Source organism: Burkholderia sp. AW49-1, assembly GCF_053427845.1.
The window spans coordinates 66,563-86,631 of sequence record NZ_JBSAXF010000005.1 but is presented as its reverse complement, the minus strand read 5'-3'; the positions used below and the strand labels follow the sequence as shown (position 1 = coordinate 86,631).

Here is a 20,069-nt window from a genome sequence, read left to right as displayed (position 1 = left end):
CCGGAACGCGCTGGACGGCGCGTTCGTCACGCACCGCCGTGCGCGCCCTTTCCGCCATTGCTTCGCGCCTGCAGCGCTTGCAGGCTCTCGTCGACACTCAGTTCGGACATCGCGTCGTCGCGCAGCGTCTCATCTGCCGCACGGCGCAGCGCATGCAGCGCGTGCTCCTTGAGCCGCACGATCGCGAACTGCAGCCCACGGGCCGCGCATTCGGCCGCGAACGTACGCAACGACTCGATCGTCGTGCCGTCCACGTCCGGCGTTTCCTCGAGACTCAGCAGCACGGTACGCGTATCGGGCGCGGCCTTCATCAGCGCACGCACGCGATTGAGCATCCGGTCCGCGTTCGCGAAGAACAGCTGCGCCTCGGGCCGCACGATCAGCACGCCGGGCACCGGCTTCGCATCGGCATGATTCGCGACGTCGACGAAGTCGTGCCCGTCGCGCAACCGGCCGAGCACGCTCACGTTCGGCTCCGACAACTTGCGCAGCGTCAGCAGCAGGCTCACGCCGATGGCCGCGAGCAGTCCGTGCAGCACGCCGAGCACGAGCACCGCGAGCAACGCGGCGATCACGACGAGCCGGTCGCGATGCCAGACCCAGTACGGCCGGAACACCGTCGGATGCAGCGAGTGGCTGACCGCAAAGATCACGATCGCCGCGAGCACGGGCTCCGGCGTGCGCGCAAGCTGCGGCAGCAGCAGCCACACGATCAGCGCGACCACGCCGGCTGCCCACAAGCCCGCGAAACGCGAGCGTGCACCGGCCGCCTCGTTCGCGGACGTCGCCGAATAGCCGGCGCCGACCGGCATCCCGTGCAGCAGCCCGGACACGAGGTTCGCGCAGCCGAGCGCGACGAGGTCGCGGTTCGGCGACACGCTGTCGCCATGCTTCAGCGCGAAGTTGCGAATCGACCCGTACGACTCCGCATACAGGATCAGCATCAGCGCGAAAGCAAGTTCGACCGTTTGCATCCATGCATTGCGGTCGAGATGCGGCAGCCCGAATTCGATATGCCGGAAATCGATGTGCCCGACGACCGCGATCCCGTAGTGCTGCCAGTCGACCATATACCCGGCCGCGATCGACAGCACGATCACGACCAGTGTCGCGGGCACGCGGGAGCGCCGGCCGAGCACGAACAGCAACGCGAGCGCGGTCGCGCCGAGCGCGACGCTCGCAAGGTTCGCATGCGACGCGCCGGTGACGAGCTCGAGCGCGACATGCGGCGCGTCGCCGTGCTGCACGGAGATCGCGAGAATCTTCGGCAACTGCTTCATGACGATCGTCAGCGCCAGACCGAACGTGAAACCGCGCAAGACCGGTCGCGCGACGAAATCCGACATGCCGCCCAGTCGCGCGGCGCCTGCCAGGATGAACAGCACGCCAGTCATCGCGACGAGCGCGGCCGCCAGTGCGAGCTGCGCGGCAAGCGACATCCCGGACTCGGCCAGTACGGTCGCGGCGAGCACCGCCGCCGCCGACGACGTCGACGACACGATCGCAAAGCGACTGCTGCCGGTCAGCGCATAGACGACGAGCCCCGACAGCAGCGCGATGAGCCCGGCCTGCGGCGGCAGGTTGGCGAGACCCGCATACGCGACCGCCTCTGGAATCAGCAACCCGGCGATCGACACGCCGGCCAGCGCATCGAGGCCGATGCGCTGCATGGGCGGCGACGTTGCCGCATCGAGTGCAGCGAAATGTTCGGGATGCTGCGGGCCGGCATCCGGACGGGGCGGGACGGTCGTCATGAAGTGGCAGGCACGAGGCGCGTGTCAGGGTTTGACGGCGATGACACCCGACCAGCCGGGCAGATAGCGCGCATCCTGCTCGTGCGCATGGCGCAGGGAGAGGTCGAGCGCCTTCGAGAAGTTCTTGCGGATCTGGTCGAGCGTCACATGCTGGCGCAGGTAGTCGGCCCACAGGAACTCGCTGAACGGCGTCGCATCCTTCGCGTAGCCGCCCGCCGTACGCAACTCGCCCGCGAGGCTCCGGTACGGGTCGTCCTGGAGCCCCGTCAGCGCCTTCGGCAGAAGTGCGTAGTCGCGACGCGACCCATCGGCGCCGAACGGATGCACCCACTGGTTATGTTCCATCATCCGCCAGAAGATCGTGTCGTCGAGCCAGGACAGGTCCTTCAACAGCATCGCGTTCACGCGCGTCTCCCCCTCCTCGATCAACGCGAGCCCGAGGTGGTGATGGTCGGTGATGTAGTGCAGACCGCCCGGGCCGAGGACGGCCGGAAACCAGTGCGACTCGATCGCGGCCTTGCGCGCACGCTTGTCGAGCGTCTTCCAGTGCTTGCGCTTCGCTTTCACCTCACGATAGCCGACCGTCATTTGCGTCGGACGCAGTGCGTCGAGCCGGACGGGAATGAGATGAACGTCGTTGCCGAGTGCCATGGTCGTACCCCATGTTACGAATTTCCGGCAACGATACTCCTGATCTGGCGAGCCGTTAATACGTCGCGGCCTCGATACGCATGCGCTTGACGGTCTCCGACAACGTGCCGCAACGCTAGGCACGCAGGTCGTCGCGCTCGAGACGGTGGCGCACGTAGGGAATCCCGTCATCAACGACACTCACGCGCCGCATCCCGAGCTTGCGTGCGACGTTCAGCGAACCTGTATTCGCCTCGGCGATGTCGGCAATCACACGCGGCAGCCGCACGGTGTCGAACGCGTGACGCACGACGGCCGCGGCGGCCTCGCATGCGATGCCGCGCCCCCACGCGGCACGCACGAGCCGCCAGCCGATCTCGACGTCGCGCGCGCCGCCTGCATAGTCGGGAATCAGCAGGATCCATCCGATGAACGCGTCGGGCGCGGCCTTCTCGAAGATCGACCAGTAGCCGAGGCCCGGCGGATACGCGCGCGTGATCCGGTGCGTGACGAAGCGGCGATGTTCGTCCGGGTCGTGCCACGGCCCCGCGATGTAGCGCGTGACCTCGGGATCGCGATCCATCTCGATGCTCGCGTCGAGATCGGCCAGCACGCGCGGGCGCAGCCACAGTCGCCCGGTCTCCAGGACGGGCAGCGCGGCAACGGATGGTTCGGTCATCGGGACTCCTGATTCGGTGGCGATGCGCATCGCGCACATTACAAGACTGATACAAAAAGCCTTCCGGAATGATACAGACGCCCGTCGCCTGTCTCGCGCATGCTCGTTTCCGTTTTCTCAACGATCCATTTCATAGGGATTATTCCCGATTCGCGGTTATCGCACCCCACATCGTACGGTGCCGCGACCTACACTCGATCCATGCCCCCGCACCGCGCGCAAGCCGGGCCGGCATCCGCCGGCGGATCGTGAGCGCGCAAGCCTACGAGGAGACCTCGGACATGAGCTGGACCCGCGAACAACGCAACGTCACGATCGCCGCCTACCTGGGCTGGACACTCGACGCGTTCGATTTTTTCCTGATGGTCTTCGTGCTGAAGGACATCGCCGCCGAATTCGCGTCGACGATCCCCGCCGTCGCGTTTGCGCTGACGCTCACCCTCGCGATGCGCCCGATCGGCGCGCTGATCTTCGGCCGGCTCGCCGATCGCTTCGGCCGCCGTCCGACCTTGATGATCAACATCGCGTGCTATTCGCTGCTCGAACTCGCGTCGGGCTTCGCGCCGAGCCTCGCCGCGCTGCTGGCGCTGCGCGCGCTGTTCGGCATCGCGATGGGCGGTGAATGGGGCGTCGGCTCCGCGCTGACGATGGAAACCGTGCCGGCCCAGGCGCGCGGCTTCGTGTCGGGCTTGCTGCAGGCCGGCTATCCGAGCGGCTACCTGCTCGCGTCCGTCGTGTTCGGCCTCTTTTACCAGTACATCGGCTGGCGCGGCATGTTCATGGTCGGCGTGCTGCCCGCGCTGCTAGTCCTGTATGTGCGCACGCACGTGCCCGAATCGCCGGCGTGGAAGCAGATGGAAAAACGACCGCGGCCGAGTCTCGCGGCCACGATCCAGCAGAACTGGAAACTCACGATCTACGCGATCGTGCTGATGACCGCGTTCAACTTCTTCTCGCACGGCACGCAGGACCTCTACCCCACCTTCCTGCGCGAACAGCATCACTTCGATCCGCATACCGTGTCGTGGATCACGATCGTGCTGAACATCGGTGCGATCGTCGGCGGCCTGTCGTTCGGCGCGATCTCGGAGAAAATCGGCCGCCGTCGCGCGATCTTCGTCGCCGCGCTGATCGCGCTGCCGGTGCTGCCGCTGTGGGCGTTCTCGAGCGGCCCGGTCGCGCTCGCCGCCGGCGCGTTCCTGATGCAGATCTCGGTGCAGGGTGCGTGGGGCGTGATCCCCGTCCACCTGAACGAGATCTCGCCCGACGAAATTCGCGCGACCTTCCCCGGCGTCGTCTACCAGCTCGGCAACCTGCTCGCGTCCGGCAACGCGACGATGCAGGCGTCTCTCGCGGTTTCCCAGGGCAACAACTACGGTTTCGCGCTGGCGCTCGTGGCCGGCATCGTGGCCGTCGTGATCGCCGTGCTGATCCTGTTCAGCCGCGAACGGCGCGGCATCGACATGACGCAATCGGTCAATACGCGTACCACCGCCGGCTGAGCGTGCGTATTGCCGCGTCGCACCATCGCGCGTGCCCCGTCCCGCCGGGGCCGCGCGACAGACTTTCCGCATTCGCACATCGAACTAGAGGAATTTGTCCAGATTCCTCGCTTGCCCGCGCCGCCCGCGTTTTTTTATCTTAATAAAAACGGCTGTTTGAATCAGATAATCAAATCACCTGTTCGCGGCCGGGCGACCGGCATTGGGAGGCGGGACATGGCAGTAAGTCAGGAGGGACGACCGTCGCCGGGACGGCCGTCCGGTACGCGGTCATCCGGCAATCGGCAAACCGGCGGGACGAAGGCGCGCATTCTCGATGCGGCCGAGGACCTGTTCATCGAACATGGCTTCGAAGCGATGTCGATGCGGCAGATCACGTCGCGCGCGGCGGTGAACCTCGCCGCGGTCAACTACCACTTCGGCAGCAAGGAAGCGTTGATCCACGCGATGCTGTCGCGTCGGCTCGATCAGCTCAACCAGGAGCGCCTCGGCATCCTCGACCGCTTCGATGCTCAGCTCGGTGCCCACATCACCTGCGAACACGTGCTCGGCGCGATGTTCATTCCCGCGCTGAAGGCGTCGCGCGACCCCGAGCGCGGCGGCCCCGCGTTCCTGCGGCTGATCGGCCGCGCGTACACCGACCCGTCGCCGTTCGTGCGCAACTTCCTGACCGCGCACTACGCGAGCGTCGCGGGCCGCTTCTTCGACGCATTCCAGCGCGCGCTGCCGCACCTGCCGCGCACGGAGCTCGGCTGGCGGCTGCACTTCGCGATCGGCGCGCTGTCCGGCGCGCTGGCCGGAGCCGAAACCGAAAGCCTCATCGACGAATTCTCGCAAGGCCGCACGATGAACGACGTGCAGATGATCGCGCGGTTGTCCTCGCTGATCGTCGCCGCGCTGAAGGCGCCGATGCCCGACGCCGCGCAGCTGTCGATCTTCGCGGCCGTGCTCGACGATGCGGGTGCGAGCGAGGCGTTCGGGCTGTCCTCGAGCGCGCCGGCTGCCGATCCGGCGACGTTGCATTCGGCGAGCTGATCGCACCAGGCCGCTCAGGCGGCGATTCACGATTTTGGCGGCCCGGGCCGGCGTTGATGCGCTGGCCCGGGCCGAACGAATGTCATGCGACGTGGGCCAAGGCTGGCTTGCGCTCGTCGACGAAAAAGCATGGCGAGAATGTCGGGCGGAAACGTCGACGCTCATCACCGCGAAGCATGGGGTGAGAGCAAGCGCTGAAGTGCCAACTCTCACCGACCGCGAAGCATGGGGTGAGAGTAGGCGCTGAAGCGCCAACTCTCACCGACACCGGAGACACATCATGTCCTCATCCGCAGCAACCGCAGCGGCCCAGCTCCCGCCGAACACCGACGGCATCTGGTACGCATCGTATCCGCCCGGCGTGCCGCACGAGATCGACGTCACGCAATACGCATCGCTCGTACAATTCTTCGACGAATGCACCTCGCGCTTCGCCGAACGGGTCGCCTACGTCAGCGCAGGCGCATCGATGACCTACCGCACGCTCGCGCAGAAAGTCGATGCGTTCGCGTCGTATCTGCAAAGCACCGGCGTGAAGCCGGGCGACCGCGTCGCCATCATGCTGCCGAATACGTTCCAGTACCCGGTCGCGCTGTTCGGGACGCTGAAGGCCGGCGCGATCGTCGTCAACGTCAACCCGCTCTATACCGCGCGCGAACTCGCGCACCAGCTGAAGGACAGCGGCGCGCAGACAATCGTCGTATTCGAGAACTTCGCGCGCACGCTGCAGGACGCGTTGCCGGAAACGCAGGTGAAGAACATCGTCGTCACCGCGCTCGGCGACCTGCTCGCCGACGGCTTCAATGCAAAAGGACGCCTGATCAATTTCGTGCTGAAGCACGTGAAGAAGCTCGTGCCGGCCTACAGCCTGCCGCAGGCAATCCGGCTACGCGCCGCCCTCGCGCTCGGCGCACGCGGCAAACCGCAACCGGTGCAGACGACGCGCGACGATCTCGCGTTCCTGCAATACACGGGCGGCACGACCGGCGTCGCGAAAGGCGCGATGCTCACGCACGGCAACCTGATCGCGAACCTGCTGCAGGCCAAGGCGTGGATCGCCGACCAGGTCTCGGGCGACGTCGAGACCGTGCTGACGCCGCTGCCGCTTTATCACATCTATTCGCTGACGGTGAACGCGTTCATCTTCATGGGGCTCGGCGGGCGCAACATCCTGATCGCGAACCCGCGCGACATGAACATGGTGATGAAGATCATCCGCAACGAAACGTTTACCGGAATCACCGGGATCAACACGCTGTACAACGCGTTCCTCGACAACGAGGAATTCCGCAAGCGCGACTTCTCGAAGCTCAAGCTCGCAATGGCGGGCGGCATGGCGATGCAGCGCGCGGTCGCGGAGCGCTTTCACGAGGTCACGGGGCGGCCGGTCGTCGAAGGCTACGGGCTCACCGAATGCTCGCCGATCGTCACGATGAATCCGGTAAACCTGAACGACATGGCCGCGTTCAGCGGCTCGATCGGCCTGCCCGCCCCATCGACGCTCGTGCGCTTCCGGCGCGAGGACGGCACCTGGGCCGCCGTCGGCGAGCCGGGCGAGCTGTGCGTGCACGGTCCGCAAGTGATGCGCGGCTACTGGCAGCGGCCCGACGAAACCGCGAAGGTGATCGATGCCGACGGCTGGCTCGGCACCGGCGACATCGGCGTGATGGACGAACGCGGTTTCATCCGCCTCATCGACCGCAAGAAGGACATGATCCTCGTCTCGGGCTTCAACGTGTATCCGAACGAGATCGAGGAAGTGCTGGTCATGCATCCGGGCATCAGCGAAGCCGCCGCGATCGGCATCCCGGACGAAGTACAGGGCGAACGGATCAAGGTCTTCATCGTGCGCCGCGACCCGACGCTGACGGTCGACGACGTGCTCGCGCATTGCCGCAAGAACCTGACCGGCTACAAGATGCCGAAGCTCGTCGAGTTCCGCGACACGCTACCGCAGACGAACGTCGGCAAGATCCTGCGCCGCGCGCTGCGCGACGAGGAACTCGCCAAGCTCAAGGCCGCGAAGCAAGGCTGAACGATCCATCGCCCCGGGAGACGCTGTCGATGAACGAAGGAACGAAGTGCCGCACGCGGCATGCCGCCGCGGCCGTCGCGTGCATGCTGTCGCTCGCACAAGCCGGCCTGCATGCGCAGGAAACCGCCGCCGCCGCGAGCGCGGTCCAGGAGGCCGCACTGCCGGCGGACCTGGCGAAGGTCACACGCGCGCCGGTCGCGCAGCAGGCGCGCTGGCTGCGTACGGCCGCACAGCGCGGCACGCTCGCACAACTCGACGACGCGACGCTCACGGCGCTGTTCAAGACCCTCGATCCGCTCGCCGTCCCGCTCTATATCCGCGACGGTCCCAACGGCTATCCGTCGTACCAGTTCACGATGGTGCGCCAGGAGCGCATCAGCGGGAAATGGTCCGACACGCCCGACCGCATGCTCGTGAAGACGACCCGCGAACCGTTGCGCGTGTATGCGAAATGGCTGCCTGGCGGCGCGCGTGCCGGACAGGAGACGATCTACGACACGACCCAGCGCAAGGACGAGATGTACGGCCATCTAGGCGGCCTGCTCGGCAAGATTCCGCTGTGGACGGCGCTTGACGGCGCACTCGCACGCGCGCAGTCGAATCATCAGGTGAAGGATCTCGGCACCGAGTTCATCACGAACCTGTACCTGACCGAAGGAAAGAAATACCAGGAAGCCGGCGTGCAGCGGCCGACGCAGGTGGAAGCGAAGACGATCGGCGGCGTGCGCGTCGTCGCGCTCACCTACGAGACGCCGACCGGCCGCCCGCAGTTCTATGCGAAGAAGGAAACCCTCGGACTCGACCTGCACGCACCGTATTTCAGGACCGTCGAATCCTATGACAACGACGGCAAGATCTTCGAACGGATCATCATCGAGAAAATCGCGCCGGCGACACTCGACGAATCCGCGTTCGACCCGAAGAATCCGGATTACGCGTTCTGACCACGACCGACGCCGCGCAGGTCGCCGTCAATCGTCGTCATCGTCGTGGTGCTTGCGCCAATGCTTGTAATAGTGCTTGCGCCATTTCCGGTAACCGTCGTCGTCCTCTTCGCCGTAGTAGCCGTATCCGTAACCCGGATAGGCGACCACCGCCGGCTGCGGCGCCACATAGACCGGCGCCGGCTCGACATAGACCGGTGCGACCGGCACGCCGATGCCCACCGACAAGTCGACGTGTCCCGCCATCGCACTGCCGGAAGCGAGCAGCGCCGCACTCCCGATCCACACCGCCAATCCCCTCTTGTTCATGTTCCCCTTCCCGGATCCGCCGGCCAGCCCGGCATGCGCGTCGAATGTAATCGCGCCGCGCGGCGCCAGGTGCTACGCCGTTGCGAGAGTCGTAACGCGACGTAACGAAACGGCATTAGCCATTCGACCGAATCGCGAAAATGCACGGGAACGTCTATAGTGGGTTACGGTTCGACACAATCGCAACTGCGCACTGGTGGAACGAACAGGGTAAAATCCCGCCAAACACTTGGTGGGCAACCACGCCACACACGCACAACATATTCTCTGACGCAGGCTCCTGCCGCACCTCAATGGCCAATCCCGCAGAATCCCATCCGCAAAACGACTTCATCAATTCGGCGCGCAAGGAACGTAAGCGTGTTGAAATCTATCTCGTCAACGGCATTCGTCTGACGGGGTGTATCGAGTCGTTCGACCAGTACCTGGTGATGCTGCGCACCCCCGTGGGTCTGCAAGGCATCTACAAGCGTGCGATTTCCACGATCCAGCTCGACACGGGCGGCTCGCGCCCGGGCGGCGGCGGCCCCCGCGGCCCGCGTACCGGCGGTCGGCCGGGCGGCCGCGAAGGCGGCGGCCACAGCCCGTACGGCTCGCACGGCGGCGCTCGCGAATCGCGCGGCGACGGCGGCGGCTACGGCTCGCGCGAACCGCGTGAAGGTTACGGTTCCCGTGAACCGCGCGAAGGCTATGGCTCGCGCGAACCGCGCGAGGGTTATGGCGCGCCGCGCGAACCCCGCGAAGGCTACGGCGCCCCCCGAGAAAGCTACGGCGCACCGCGCGACACCGGCGACGCATCGGGCAACACGTCGCCGTCCGACGCACGCGGCGGCAACGGGCCGGTGATCGTCACGCGCCGCCGGCGCATCGTGCCGGACGGCCAGTAAAACGAAAGGGCAAGCCAAACGGCTTGCCCTTTTTTCTGGTGAGGCGGCGCGGCATGTCGCCGCACCGGCCGTGCCGTGATCACTCAGTGCGCCGTCGTCGGCAAGCCTGCGTCGGCCTCGCGCTGCAGCGAACGCACCTGCTGCTGCAATGCACGCAGTTGCGACTGAAGCTGCGCCTGTTGCGCCTGCAATGCCGCCGTTTCGGTGCGAACGCTCTTCTGGCGATCCGCGACCGCTGCCTGCTGCTCGCGCGCGATCGAGATATCCGCCTGCAGACGCCGCGCCCGTTCCTGCGTGACTTCGATCTGCCGGTCCATCTGCGCCTTTTGCGATTCCAGCTTCGCCGCGCGTAGCTCGTTGACGGCCAGCCGTTCCGCCTGACGCGAAAAATCGCGATAGATCGTTTCGGCCCGTGTTTCGTCGTAAGTCTTGATCACCCGCCAGAACGCCTTCTGCTGGAACAGTGCGACGAAATAGGAACCGTCCTTCACGCTGAACAGCAGGCTCGCGCCGTAGCTGCCGTTATAGCTGGTGCGCATTTCCGTCAGCGAATGCGCCTGGATCTGGCGCTGCAGTTCATCGACCGTGCTCTGCCCGGTCGTCTCGCCCGCCTGCGGCTGTACCGACGTCTGAACCTGCTGATCGATCACCGGAATCGCCGCCACCGGCGCCGACGCCTGCTGCACCGCCGGCGATGCATTGCCGGCCAACCCCTGCGCGAACGCGCCCTGCATGCCTCCCATCATGGCGAGCAACACACACGCCCGCCCCAACCCCGTCATATGGCTCATGAATTTCGATTCCCCGCCCGTGTCGTTGTAATTCAGCGCGATTTTATCTCATTAATTATTCGCTTTCGCGAGTCTCGGGCTCTTCGTCGAATATCTGATACTTGCGCATCTTTTCCCACAGGACTTTCCGGCTGATGCCGAGCTGCTGCGCCGTATCCTGACGCCGCCAACCGTTTGCGTCGAGGGCGGCGATCACGCGGCTGCGCTCGTTCATGTCCCACTTGCTGCGGTCGACGAAGACCTCTGCCGCACTCTCCACCGGCACCGGCTGCGCCGAATTGCGCGCATGTGCGACCAGCCGCTGCAGTCGCGCGGCATCCCAGCCGCCCGTTTGCCGCACCGTCACCCCGACGCGCTCCGCAAGGTTGCGCAGCTCGCGCACGTTGCCCGGGAAATAGCTGTCCGCTACTGCGTCCGCGAGCCAGTAAGGCAGGTCGGACAACTGCGCGAGCCGCTCGTCGCCCACCACCTCCGCGACGAACGACTTGAACAACGCGATCTTGTCGACCGCGCCCCGCTCTTCCAGCGACGGAATGCTCAGCTCGATCACCGCGAGCCGATAGTAAAGATCCGCCCGGAACAGGCCTTCCTTCACGAGTTGCGGCAGCTTCTTGTTGCTGGCCGCGACGAGACGGAAATCGACCTTGATCGGCGTCGTCGCGCCGACCCGCAGCACGGCGCCGTCCTCGAGCACGCGCAGCAGCTTGACTTGCTGGTACAGCGGCAGGTCGCCGACTTCGTCGAGGAACAACGTGCCGCCCGCCGCCTGCTCGAAATAGCCTTTATGCGCAACAACCGCGCCGGTGAACGAGCCCTTCGCGTGCCCGAAGAACAGCGATTCGAACAGGCCATCCGGAATCGCGCCGCAGTTGACCGGCACGAATTCGCCGGTCCGGTAGCGCGAATGCTTTTCGTGGAGCAATTGCGCGATACGTTCCTTGCCGACGCCGGTTTCGCCGTGCAGCAGCACGTTGGTGTCGCAATCGGCGAACGTGTCGACCTCGTGCAGCAGCGCCTGCATCGACTCCGAGTGTGCGACGAGTTCGGAAGGTTGCAGCGTATCGGCCGCATGCGCGCGCAGCTGCGTGACGAGCTTGCCAATCATTCCGCGCAGTTCGGCGCAGGTGAAGTCGAGCGGCAGGATATGCGAATAATCGGGCGGATACTGCGACGCGTCGTGGTCGCGCGCCGCACCGACCCAGACGACCGGCATGCCGATGTTGGCCTGCCAGTCGCGCAGGAATGCCGCGCCGGTTTCGATCATCGTCACGCTGATGATCGCGAGCGACGGCCGCAACGCGGCGCGCTCCGGCGAGATTTCCGCATTGTCGGCGCGGATCACTTCGACGTCGAAGCTCGCCATGCAGCGGGCAACGCGGTCGACGATGTCCGCCTTGCCTTCCCAGACGTACAGGTCGAGTTCTGCGATTGCGGAGGTGGTTCTCATGATTCAGGTGCGGCTACGGTTATTGACGAGTGATGCGGCACTGCGGGTCAAACGCGGGGCATGGGCCGAAGCGCTGCCCGCGCTCCCGACGCAAGCGGACGCCCCGGTTTTCATTGCACGAGCATCGGATTGCCGCATTTGATCGAGTCCGGTGTATTTGTGACATAGGCGTTCCCCAGACTCAAGCCGAGCAAGCCGGTGACCGAAGTCAGCAGGGAATCGATCGGTTGCAGGAGGAGCGGAACGAGTGTGCTCGCCAGTGCGGTCAGAAGCGGCCCGGTGATGAGGCTCACCACCGGATTCAATATGCCGGCCAGCAATCCTGCCAGACTGCCCTGTGGGGCAGACAGTGACAGCGTCAGACCACCGTTGGCGATACCCTGAACCGCGGGCGACAGGAACTGATCGGTTCCCACGGAAAGCATGTACGGCGATGCCGGACTCGGCGACGCGGATGATCCAGGCCCAGGATAGGTGAACACCAGCGACGTCGGATTTTGATTGGCGACCGGAACCGTCAACTGGCCGGGCTGCAAATTGACGTTGACCGAGATGTCGTTCACGTTGAGGAGCCCGAGCGTGGCGACGCTGAGCAACGTTGTCAGCGCCGATGTCAAGCCGCCGAGGTTGAGCAGATTCAGCAGGCTCTGCAAGTTGACGGACACCAACGTGATCGGCGATGCGCCGCCGTTCGGAACATAACCGCTGGACGCATTGAGGTTGATCGGCGTATTCGCCGTCCCACCGATATAGACGGCGACCACCCCGGTCTGCGCATTCACCGTCGCGCTCTTCGTGCCGTTCGCGGAACAGGTGACCGAGGCGAGCCCGGCCTTCGCCGGTGCGACATACGCGGTAATCGGCAGTTGGACGGCGGCCAGCGGTGTCGCATTGCCTGACGGGCAGGTGCCCCCCGGATAGACCAGGGATCCGTTGGAGCACGTCGACAGCAGCGATATCGACGTATTCAGGAACACGTTCCCTTGCGCTGTCGACGTATTGGTCAAGCAATTCGACGTCCCGCAATTCGACGGTCCGGGCGGGCCGCTTGCGGTGGCCGGCGGCGTTCCGGCGAGTGATACTGAACCCGACACCGTCGCGTACAGCAGCGGCGCGAGCGCGGTCGGCGTCTGGACCGTGATGCTCGGGATGGCAACAGGATTCGTGCCGTTCGCGACCTGTAGCGCGGTCGACAACAGTCCGAGCGCGTTGACGCTGGCGTCGACTGCAGAGCTTCCGTTGGCCACCGCGGCCGAAACCAGCTGGTTAAGCGCGATCTGCGGCCCGCCGCAGACACTGCCGGAACAAAGCGCAACGACGATCGCGTTCAGAACGTTCAGGTTCGCGCCCACCAGGTTCTGTTGGGTCGCCGCCTGCACCACCGCGTTGGCCAACTGACCAAGGGTCACGGAGCCGTTCAGTACGGCCGTGCTCGAGCCGACCGGCAAATTGGCAAGAATGCCCGCCAGCTTCAAGTTGACCTGCGCCAGCCCCTGGTAATCGACAGCGTTGAGGCTCAACGTATTGGGCGAACCGGTCAGCGTCTGGAGCAATTGATTGGCCAGCCCGCCATTCAACGCGGCGAGCGACGTGGTCAGCGTAAAGGTATCGGTCGGCGTGCTCTTCGCCATGGCCGACGCACTGATCGACTTCACGCCGCGGAAAAAGCCCGTCACCGGTTCGGAAATGCTCACGCACACGGCGTTGGCCGACTGGCCGGTCGTTGATCCGGCCGGCCCTGCCGACAAGCCGCCGCATTGACCGTTCATCGGATCGCCCGCGGTCGGCGTAAACAGCGCGGCACCGCCACTGGTCTGAGGCGCAGTCCACACACCGCACGTCACGGAAATGGTGGCGTTTGCCGGTACGGAATTCGCCGAAGGGCTCGCGACCTGCTGGGCCGCCGTCTTCGCCGCCGAGCAGCTCGTATCCGCGCTGGCTTTCATGACCGAGGACAGCGCGGCCAGATCGGCTGCCGCCTGCATATGGCGTCGTTCGGAATAGAAGCGGCCGATGTCGATGCCGCTGAGCACGATGACGGCAACCGACAGCCAGATCGCCGCCATGATCGCGATGGAGCCGCGCTGACGCAGCCCCGTCGGCTCGCCCGTGACGTGCCGCCGCCCCACCCGTGATTGATCTGCGCGCATCGCCATTTCGCTTACTGCGCACCCTGTCCGCTACCCGACATGCCGCCGGACGAACCGAGCTGCGTGCTCATCGACTCAGGAATCTTGTTCTTGAACGAATCGAGATAGCGCTGGTAGATCAACGACGCGACGTCGCCAAGCAACGGTTGCGTCGGCGCTGCCGCCCGGTTTTCGCCCTGCATCGTGAGCCAGTCCCTGGTCGAGCGCCCCACGTCGGACGCAACCGGTGCCGTATCCTGCTGTGCGGATGCGGTGACGGTTCCCAGTGCCATGCAGGCAATCGCACCCAGGATCATAATCCGCCCTGCACGCATGCTCCGACGATCGTTGTTGTTCATGTCGTTCCCCGCCTGTTTGTTCTGTTCATTGTGCAAACCGTTGCAGCAACGGCACGGTCTGGTCATAGCCGAAATTGTTTGCCATCGGCGTGATCGGCGCGGTCGCGGCGTGCCGTGACACCACCGGCGGCGTCGCGACCGCACGCTGCTGTGCACGCGCCGCGGCCGTAATCTTTGCGGCATCGCCAAGAATGTCCTTGCGGATATCCGCCGGTAGACGCTGCTGATTCATCAGTCGCTGCGCATCCTGCGTGCGCCCGGACGCGAGCAGGTACAGTGCGAGGTTGCTGACGATCTTCGGATTGCGTTGATCCAGCTCCGCTGCCTTCATCAACGGCACCCGCGCGCCGACCACATCGCCGTTACGCAATTTCGCATAAGCGAGATCGGACAGCAGCGACGCGTCGGTCGGCGCAAGCTCCGACGCCTGCGTCAATGCCTGTACAGCCAGGCCGAAATCACCGGCCGCACCGGCGATCAACCCCAGCCCCCTGTAACCACGCGACGCGAGCGGCGTCTTCAGCAACTGCGTATACGCGGCCGCGCCGGCAGCCGGCTGGTCGGTCATCCGGAGCGCGTCCGCGCGCAGCAGAATCGTGTCCGGCGACACGCCGTAGGCCTTGTCGTAAGCGTCGATGTGCGCGAGCGATGCGTAATAGAGGCCCTGCGCCTGCATCCGCTGGATCAGACCGAGATACATGGCAGGCGTATCCGGCACCGCCTGCTTCTGGTCGGCGGCCTGAATCAGCGCCGCGCGCTCTGCCTGAGCGTTCACGCCGTATCCGCCATCCTTGGTCGCACATGCGCCGAGCAGTGCTACCACCGCCACCACGCCAGCATGCCTCGCCATTTCGCTGATCCGCTTCATCGTCTTTCCTTCCGTCCGTCAATGATGATGCGCCGTCAGCGCACGCATCACGGCCAGCAACCCCGGGCCGGCCGTCACGATCAGCAGTGCAGGCAGCAATGTCACCACCATCACACCAGTCATCTTTACGGTGAGCCGACCGATCCGGTCGCGCAACATCGCGCGGCGCGTTTCCCGAAGCCGGTCGCCGAACTGCTTGAGCGGCTCCTGTACCGCGCCGCCGTGCTTGTCGACCTGCACCATCAGCCGCGCAATCGCGCGCAAGTCCTCGTTGTCGAATCCGCTCGATAACCGTTGCATCGACTGCTCGCGTGTGCGGCCCGCTGCGAATTGACGCTGCGCGATCCCGACCTCCGACGACAGCACCGGCATCATCCCGCGGAAATCGTTCGTCACGACCTGCAGGCTTTGATCCAGTGACAATCCGACGCCCTGCAACAAGCGCAGCATGTCGACGAGCAACGGCAGCTCGTCGATGACACTCTGCCGCCGCGCGGCGGCACGACGCTGCAGGTAGAGCTTCGGCAGCATGAAACCGAACCCGAATGCGGCGAACATGCCGATCATCCAGAATCCTCTCGTCGTTCGTCCGCTCGCGAATATCGCGAACAGCAACGGCAATGCGATCCCGCTTGCAATTCGTGCGATCAGGAACAGCCCGCGCGTACGCGCGTCGACGTAACCGCATTGCTCGAGCAGACGACGGTCCTCGTCTGCGACGATGTACTTGCCGAACCCGGTATCGAGCCAGCGCATCCCTGTTGCCGAGAATCGCGCCAGCAAGCGCTCGATGCGCTCGCGCCCGCGCGTGTCCGGTTTCGCCGATGGAACCTCGTCCGCCGCGGTGCGCGCCTTGGCTGCTTCCAGCGCCGCCATGCGCTGATCGAGCGCATCGGCCAACGCACGTTCTGCACGCGACGCGGCGCTCACACGCAACAACGCGATCATTCCAAACAACAGCACGCCCAGCGCGCCAAGTGCCAGTGCGACCGATCCGATCTGAGTTGCTGTCATCGCATCACCTGAGTCGAGCCATTCGATACAGCCATACGCTACCCGCAACCTGCGCCAGGAACGCGAACATGAGGAGCATTTGTCCGCTCGGATCGTTCCACATCCCTTCCAGGTATTTCGGGTTGGTCATCACGACAAAGCTGCCGATCCCGATCGGCAACATCACGAGCACGAATGCCGACAGCCGCGTCTCCGCCGACATCGCCGTCAGCTCGCGCTCCGCTTGCTCGAGGTCGCGCATGAAGACGGCCATCCGCTCCAGCATGACGTCCGCGCGACCGCCGTACTTGACCGACAACCGCAGTACCGAGCCGAGCAATTCGAACTCCTCGGTCCGGTAGATCTTGGCGATGTGAAGCATCGCGCGATCGATCTCGACACCCGAGCGCAGCATCCGGGACACGTGATCGAGACACCCCCGCAGCGGCTCCTCCGTCGTCAGCAGCGCTGCCTGGAATGCGGCCGGCACGCTGTTGCCGAGCGTCACCAGTCGCACGATCCCGTCGAGAAACGACGGGATCTGCCGGACGATTTTCAGTCGCCGCTTCTGGATTCGCGACGTGAGCCAGACACCGAAGATCGCGCCGCCGCACGCAAGCGCCGCGAAACACGCAAGCACGCCGCCGCGGCTACCCGCGATTGCCGCCACCGCGGCGAGAGCGGCCAGCGCGACGATCGCCTTGCCGCGCGCGCCTTCGATCCCCGCACGGTTCACGAGGTTGGTCAGATACTCCGTTGCGAGCGCATACCAGTGCGCCCAGAACGCACGAGACGCGGTATTGTGCGCGCCACCGGACGATGACACGGCCCGCGACGCGGCGGATGCCGCCGATCGCGCAGCCGGTGCCGCCACGCGCATGCCGGGTTCGAGCCGGCTGTCGATGAAGCGCTTCGCATCGGTGCGCACGCGCCGGGTTTCCGCATGTCGCCACAGCATCAGTGCCGATGCCACGCACAGCATCGCGACCGCGAGCACCCAGATCATCGCGCTATACATTGAAGCCCCCGCCGCGGCCGAAACCGCCGCCACCAAAGCCGCCACCGAAACCGCCCCCGCCCATTGCGCTGTTCGTCAGCGTCTGCCGGAAGCGCGCGAGTTTCGGCGAATGCGGATGGATGCCGAGCGATTCCCAGTGATCGATTTCCTCGCCTTCCGGCGTCACGCGCGCTTCGTAGCGATACAGCTCCTGCGTCGCGATGATGTTGTCGGACAGCCCGGTCACCTCGGTGATCGACAGAATCCGGCGGCGCCCATTCGACAGCCGGCCGATCTGCACGATGAAATCGATCGCGTTCGCGATCTGGCGACGCAAGCTCGACTCGGTCCCCTGGAAGCCGGCAAACCCGGCGAGCATCTCGAGACGGTACAGGCACTCGCGCGGCGAACTCGCGTGCACGGTGCCCATCGAGCCGTCATGGCCCGTGTTCATGGCCTGCAGCATTTCGAGCACTTCACCGCCGCGCACTTCGCCGACGATGATCCGGTCCGGACGCATCCGCAACGTGTTGCGCAGCAGGTCGCGAATCGTCACGACACCGCTGCCGTCGAATCCGCCGGGGCGGCTTTCGAGCCGCACGACGTGCGGGTGGTTCAGCGACAGCTCCGCCGTATCCTCGATCGTCACGACACGCTCGGCCTCCGGAATGTGGAATGCGAGCGCGTTGAGCAGCGACGTCTTGCCCGAACTCGTTCCGCCCGACACGAGCACGTTGCAGCGTGCCTCGACAGCCGCCTCGAGCAGCGCGCCGATCTCGTCGTTGTACGTGCCGTTGCCGAGCAGGTCCGAGGGCTTGAGCGGATCCTTGCGGAATTTGCGGATCGACACGATCGGTCCGTCGATCGACAGCGGCTCGATCACGACGTTTACGCGACCGCCATCGGGCAGTCGCGCGTCGACCATCGGGTTCGATTCGTCGAGACGACGCCCGATCGGTGCGAGAATCCGGCGCACGATGCGCAGCAAGTGCGCGTTATCGGTGAAACGCACCGGCAGCTTGGCGAGGATCCCGTGCCGTGACACGTAAACGTCGTTGTAGCCGTTGATCAGGATGTCCTCGACCGCGGGATCCGCGAGCAGGTCCTCGATCGGGCCGAAGCCCGCGAGTTCTTTCGTCAGCGCCTCGGCGATCGCCCGCACCTCGTTCTCGTTGAGCGGAATGCGGCGCAGCCGGACGAAGCTGTCGATTTCGAGGTCGACGAACTGATTGATCGCCTGGCGCGACCATCGGCCGAACTCGGCGCCCAGTTCCTCGATACGCGTCAGCAGGTGTTCGTGCGCCGCATTCTTGATGTCGTGGAATTGCTGCGTCTGGGAGAACGGCGCTGCGCCGTCGGCGAATTGAATGTCGTGTGCCATCGGTTATGACCGCTTGGACAAGGGTTGAATGAAACGTTTGAGCGCCGACAGGCCGGGCGCCGCGCGCGACGCGCCCGCCATGCCCGATACGCCGGGCAGCCGCGCGGCGAGGGATTCGAGTGCGCGCACATACGGATCGCGCTCCGCCGCGTCGACGATGAGCCGCCCCTGGTTTGCCGCATGGCCGATCGCGACGCGACGTGCCGGCAAGGTGCCGACCAGCGACAACCCGAGACGCTCGGCGATCTGTCCGGGCATCAGGTCCAGCGCGGCGTCGTACTGGTTGACCACGAGCTTGACGCGATCGGTATCGACACCCGCATCGCGCAGCCCGGTGAGCAGGTCGGCGGCCGAAACGATCGACGCGACGCCCTGATCGCAAACGAGCCAGGCCTCGTCGGCCGATGCGGCGATCTGCGTGACGAACTCGCGATTCGAGAACCCGCCGAGATCGACGACCTGCTGGTCGAAGAACGCACGGAAACGGTTGAGCAACCCGATGCATGACGCATAGGACACGTCGCGCAATCCGGCGAGGTCCGGCGGCAGCGTCGTCAGTGCGACGCCGCTCTGGTGTCGCGTGAGCGCGGTGTTCACGAACGTGCGATCGATGCGGCGCAGATTCTGCACGGCATCGATGAAGTGGAATTCGCAACGCGTGTTCAGGAACAGCGCGCCGTCGCCGGCGGGTAACCCGAGATCGATCAGCGCAGTCTGGCGACCGGCCGGCACACCGCCGTCCGGGCCGCCCGTCGCACCCGGGCCGAGCGCCCGCTTCTGCAGCCAGACCGCGAGATTCGCGGCGAGCGTGCTGACCCCCATGCCCGCGCGCGCGCCGAGCAACGCGACGACCTTGCCGTGGCGGCTCGTCGGCTCGCCGACGTGGGACAGCAACCCACGCGTCGTTCGCAGCGCGTCCTCGGCCGATGCCGACACGTCGATGAAGTCGCGCACGCCTGCACGCAGTGCTGCGAGCGTGCTCTCCGGCTGGGTGAGCGAGCCGAGCGCGACGATCGGCAACCCCGGGTGCGCCGCGCGTACCGCGGCTGCGGCGACGCTCGCCGCTTCGCTGCGTTCGGAGAAGTCGATGAACACAAGCGCTGGATTGAGCCCGGTGATGCGCTGTGCCAGCACACCCGGTTCCAGCGACGCGGCCTCGACCGCACCGGCCGAAACCAGCGTATCGGCCAACCAGCGCACATGCGCTTCCTTTGTCGACGCACAAACGAAGTAGTCGGTCACGGCGGGTTCACACAATGATTGGGTTCGTGCATTCATGTCGAACACCCCCGATTACGCATGGCGTAGCGATGTGCCGCGACGCGCAAT

General features: G+C 65.4%; 18 protein-coding genes. 5 read left to right on the top strand and 13 right to left on the bottom strand.

All coding sequences use genetic code 11. The features are described 5' to 3' along the window. Positions 1-26 precede the first annotated feature (26 nt). The 3 genes from ACV22W_RS10380 to ACV22W_RS10370 form a co-directional block, all read right to left on the bottom strand. Positions 27-1,754 carry a SulP family inorganic anion transporter gene (locus ACV22W_RS10380; RefSeq protein ID WP_448019047.1) on the bottom strand — a complete coding sequence of 576 codons (1,728 nt, stop codon included), beginning with the start codon at positions 1,752-1,754 and terminating at the stop codon, positions 27-29. Positions 1,755-1,778: 24 nt separating this feature from the next. After that, on the bottom strand, positions 1,779-2,405 hold the full coding sequence (locus ACV22W_RS10375; protein WP_448019046.1) for a ParB-like protein: 627 nt from the start codon (positions 2,403-2,405) through the stop codon (positions 1,779-1,781). A gap of 115 nt (positions 2,406-2,520) precedes the next feature. Beyond that, positions 2,521-3,063, bottom strand: a complete 543-nt coding sequence (locus tag ACV22W_RS10370) for a GNAT family N-acetyltransferase (RefSeq protein WP_448019045.1) — start codon at positions 3,061-3,063, stop codon at positions 2,521-2,523. Positions 3,064-3,344: 281 nt separating this feature from the next. Here ACV22W_RS10370 and ACV22W_RS10365 point away from each other — a divergent pair, with 281 nt between their 5' ends. From ACV22W_RS10365 to ACV22W_RS10350, 4 genes are all read left to right on the top strand, one after another. After that, positions 3,345-4,565: an MFS transporter gene (locus tag ACV22W_RS10365; protein ID WP_448019044.1), complete on the top strand. Its 1,221-nt coding sequence runs from the start codon at positions 3,345-3,347 to the stop codon at positions 4,563-4,565. 216 nt (positions 4,566-4,781) lie between these two features. Next, positions 4,782-5,600 (top strand): TetR/AcrR family transcriptional regulator, encoded by an 819-nt coding sequence (locus ACV22W_RS10360; protein ID WP_448019043.1) that lies wholly within the window; start codon positions 4,782-4,784, stop codon positions 5,598-5,600. 280 nt (positions 5,601-5,880) lie between these two features. Further along, positions 5,881-7,635 carry an AMP-binding protein gene (locus tag ACV22W_RS10355; protein WP_448019042.1) on the top strand — a complete coding sequence of 585 codons (1,755 nt, stop codon included), beginning with the start codon at positions 5,881-5,883 and terminating at the stop codon, positions 7,633-7,635. A gap of 29 nt (positions 7,636-7,664) precedes the next feature. Beyond that, entirely contained in the window at positions 7,665-8,579 is a 915-nt protein-coding gene (locus tag ACV22W_RS10350) for a DUF1571 domain-containing protein (RefSeq protein ID WP_448019041.1), read from the top strand. 27 nt (positions 8,580-8,606) lie between these two features. On the opposite strand, the gene ACV22W_RS10345 is transcribed toward ACV22W_RS10350, so the two are convergent. Next, positions 8,607-8,888, bottom strand: a complete 282-nt coding sequence (locus tag ACV22W_RS10345; RefSeq protein ID WP_448019040.1) for a PXPV repeat protein — start codon at positions 8,886-8,888, stop codon at positions 8,607-8,609. Between the two features lie 293 nt (positions 8,889-9,181). Between ACV22W_RS10345 and hfq the strand changes: the two genes are divergently transcribed. Continuing rightward, positions 9,182-9,775: an RNA chaperone Hfq gene (gene hfq, locus ACV22W_RS10340; protein WP_448019296.1), complete on the top strand. Its 594-nt coding sequence runs from the start codon at positions 9,182-9,184 to the stop codon at positions 9,773-9,775. 83 nt (positions 9,776-9,858) lie between these two features. Here the strand turns inward: hfq and ACV22W_RS10335 are convergent, their stop codons facing one another. The 9 genes from ACV22W_RS10335 to ACV22W_RS10295 form a co-directional block, all read right to left on the bottom strand. Next, positions 9,859-10,566, bottom strand: a complete 708-nt coding sequence (locus ACV22W_RS10335; protein WP_059701437.1) for a DUF2968 domain-containing protein — start codon at positions 10,564-10,566, stop codon at positions 9,859-9,861. 55 nt (positions 10,567-10,621) lie between these two features. Beyond that, positions 10,622-12,013 carry a sigma 54-interacting transcriptional regulator gene (locus ACV22W_RS10330; protein WP_059818091.1) on the bottom strand — a complete coding sequence of 464 codons (1,392 nt, stop codon included), beginning with the start codon at positions 12,011-12,013 and terminating at the stop codon, positions 10,622-10,624. A gap of 110 nt (positions 12,014-12,123) precedes the next feature. Next, a complete protein-coding gene (locus ACV22W_RS10325; protein WP_448019039.1) occupies positions 12,124-14,163 on the bottom strand; it encodes a pilus assembly protein TadG-related protein in 2,040 nt (679 codons plus the stop codon). An 11-nt stretch (positions 14,164-14,174) separates the two neighbouring features. Beyond that, positions 14,175-14,501 carry a DUF3613 domain-containing protein gene (locus ACV22W_RS10320; protein WP_448019038.1) on the bottom strand — a complete coding sequence of 109 codons (327 nt, stop codon included), beginning with the start codon at positions 14,499-14,501 and terminating at the stop codon, positions 14,175-14,177. Positions 14,502-14,526: 25 nt separating this feature from the next. Further along, complete coding sequence (locus ACV22W_RS10315) at positions 14,527-15,369, bottom strand: pilus assembly protein (protein ID WP_448019037.1); 843 nt, start codon at positions 15,367-15,369, stop codon at positions 14,527-14,529. A gap of 18 nt (positions 15,370-15,387) precedes the next feature. Beyond that, entirely contained in the window at positions 15,388-16,383 is a 996-nt protein-coding gene (locus ACV22W_RS10310; protein WP_448019036.1) for a type II secretion system F family protein, read from the bottom strand. A gap of 4 nt (positions 16,384-16,387) precedes the next feature. Further along, positions 16,388-17,380 (bottom strand): type II secretion system F family protein, encoded by a 993-nt coding sequence (locus ACV22W_RS10305; protein WP_448019035.1) that lies wholly within the window; start codon positions 17,378-17,380, stop codon positions 16,388-16,390. Beyond that, complete coding sequence (locus ACV22W_RS10300; protein ID WP_059818084.1) at positions 17,373-18,740, bottom strand: CpaF family protein; 1,368 nt, start codon at positions 18,738-18,740, stop codon at positions 17,373-17,375. Before ACV22W_RS10300 ends, ACV22W_RS10305 begins: the two co-directional genes overlap by 8 nt. A 3-nt stretch (positions 18,741-18,743) precedes the next feature. After that, positions 18,744-20,018 carry a fimbrial protein gene (locus tag ACV22W_RS10295; protein ID WP_448019034.1) on the bottom strand — a complete coding sequence of 425 codons (1,275 nt, stop codon included), beginning with the start codon at positions 20,016-20,018 and terminating at the stop codon, positions 18,744-18,746. Positions 20,019-20,069 lie beyond the last annotated feature (51 nt).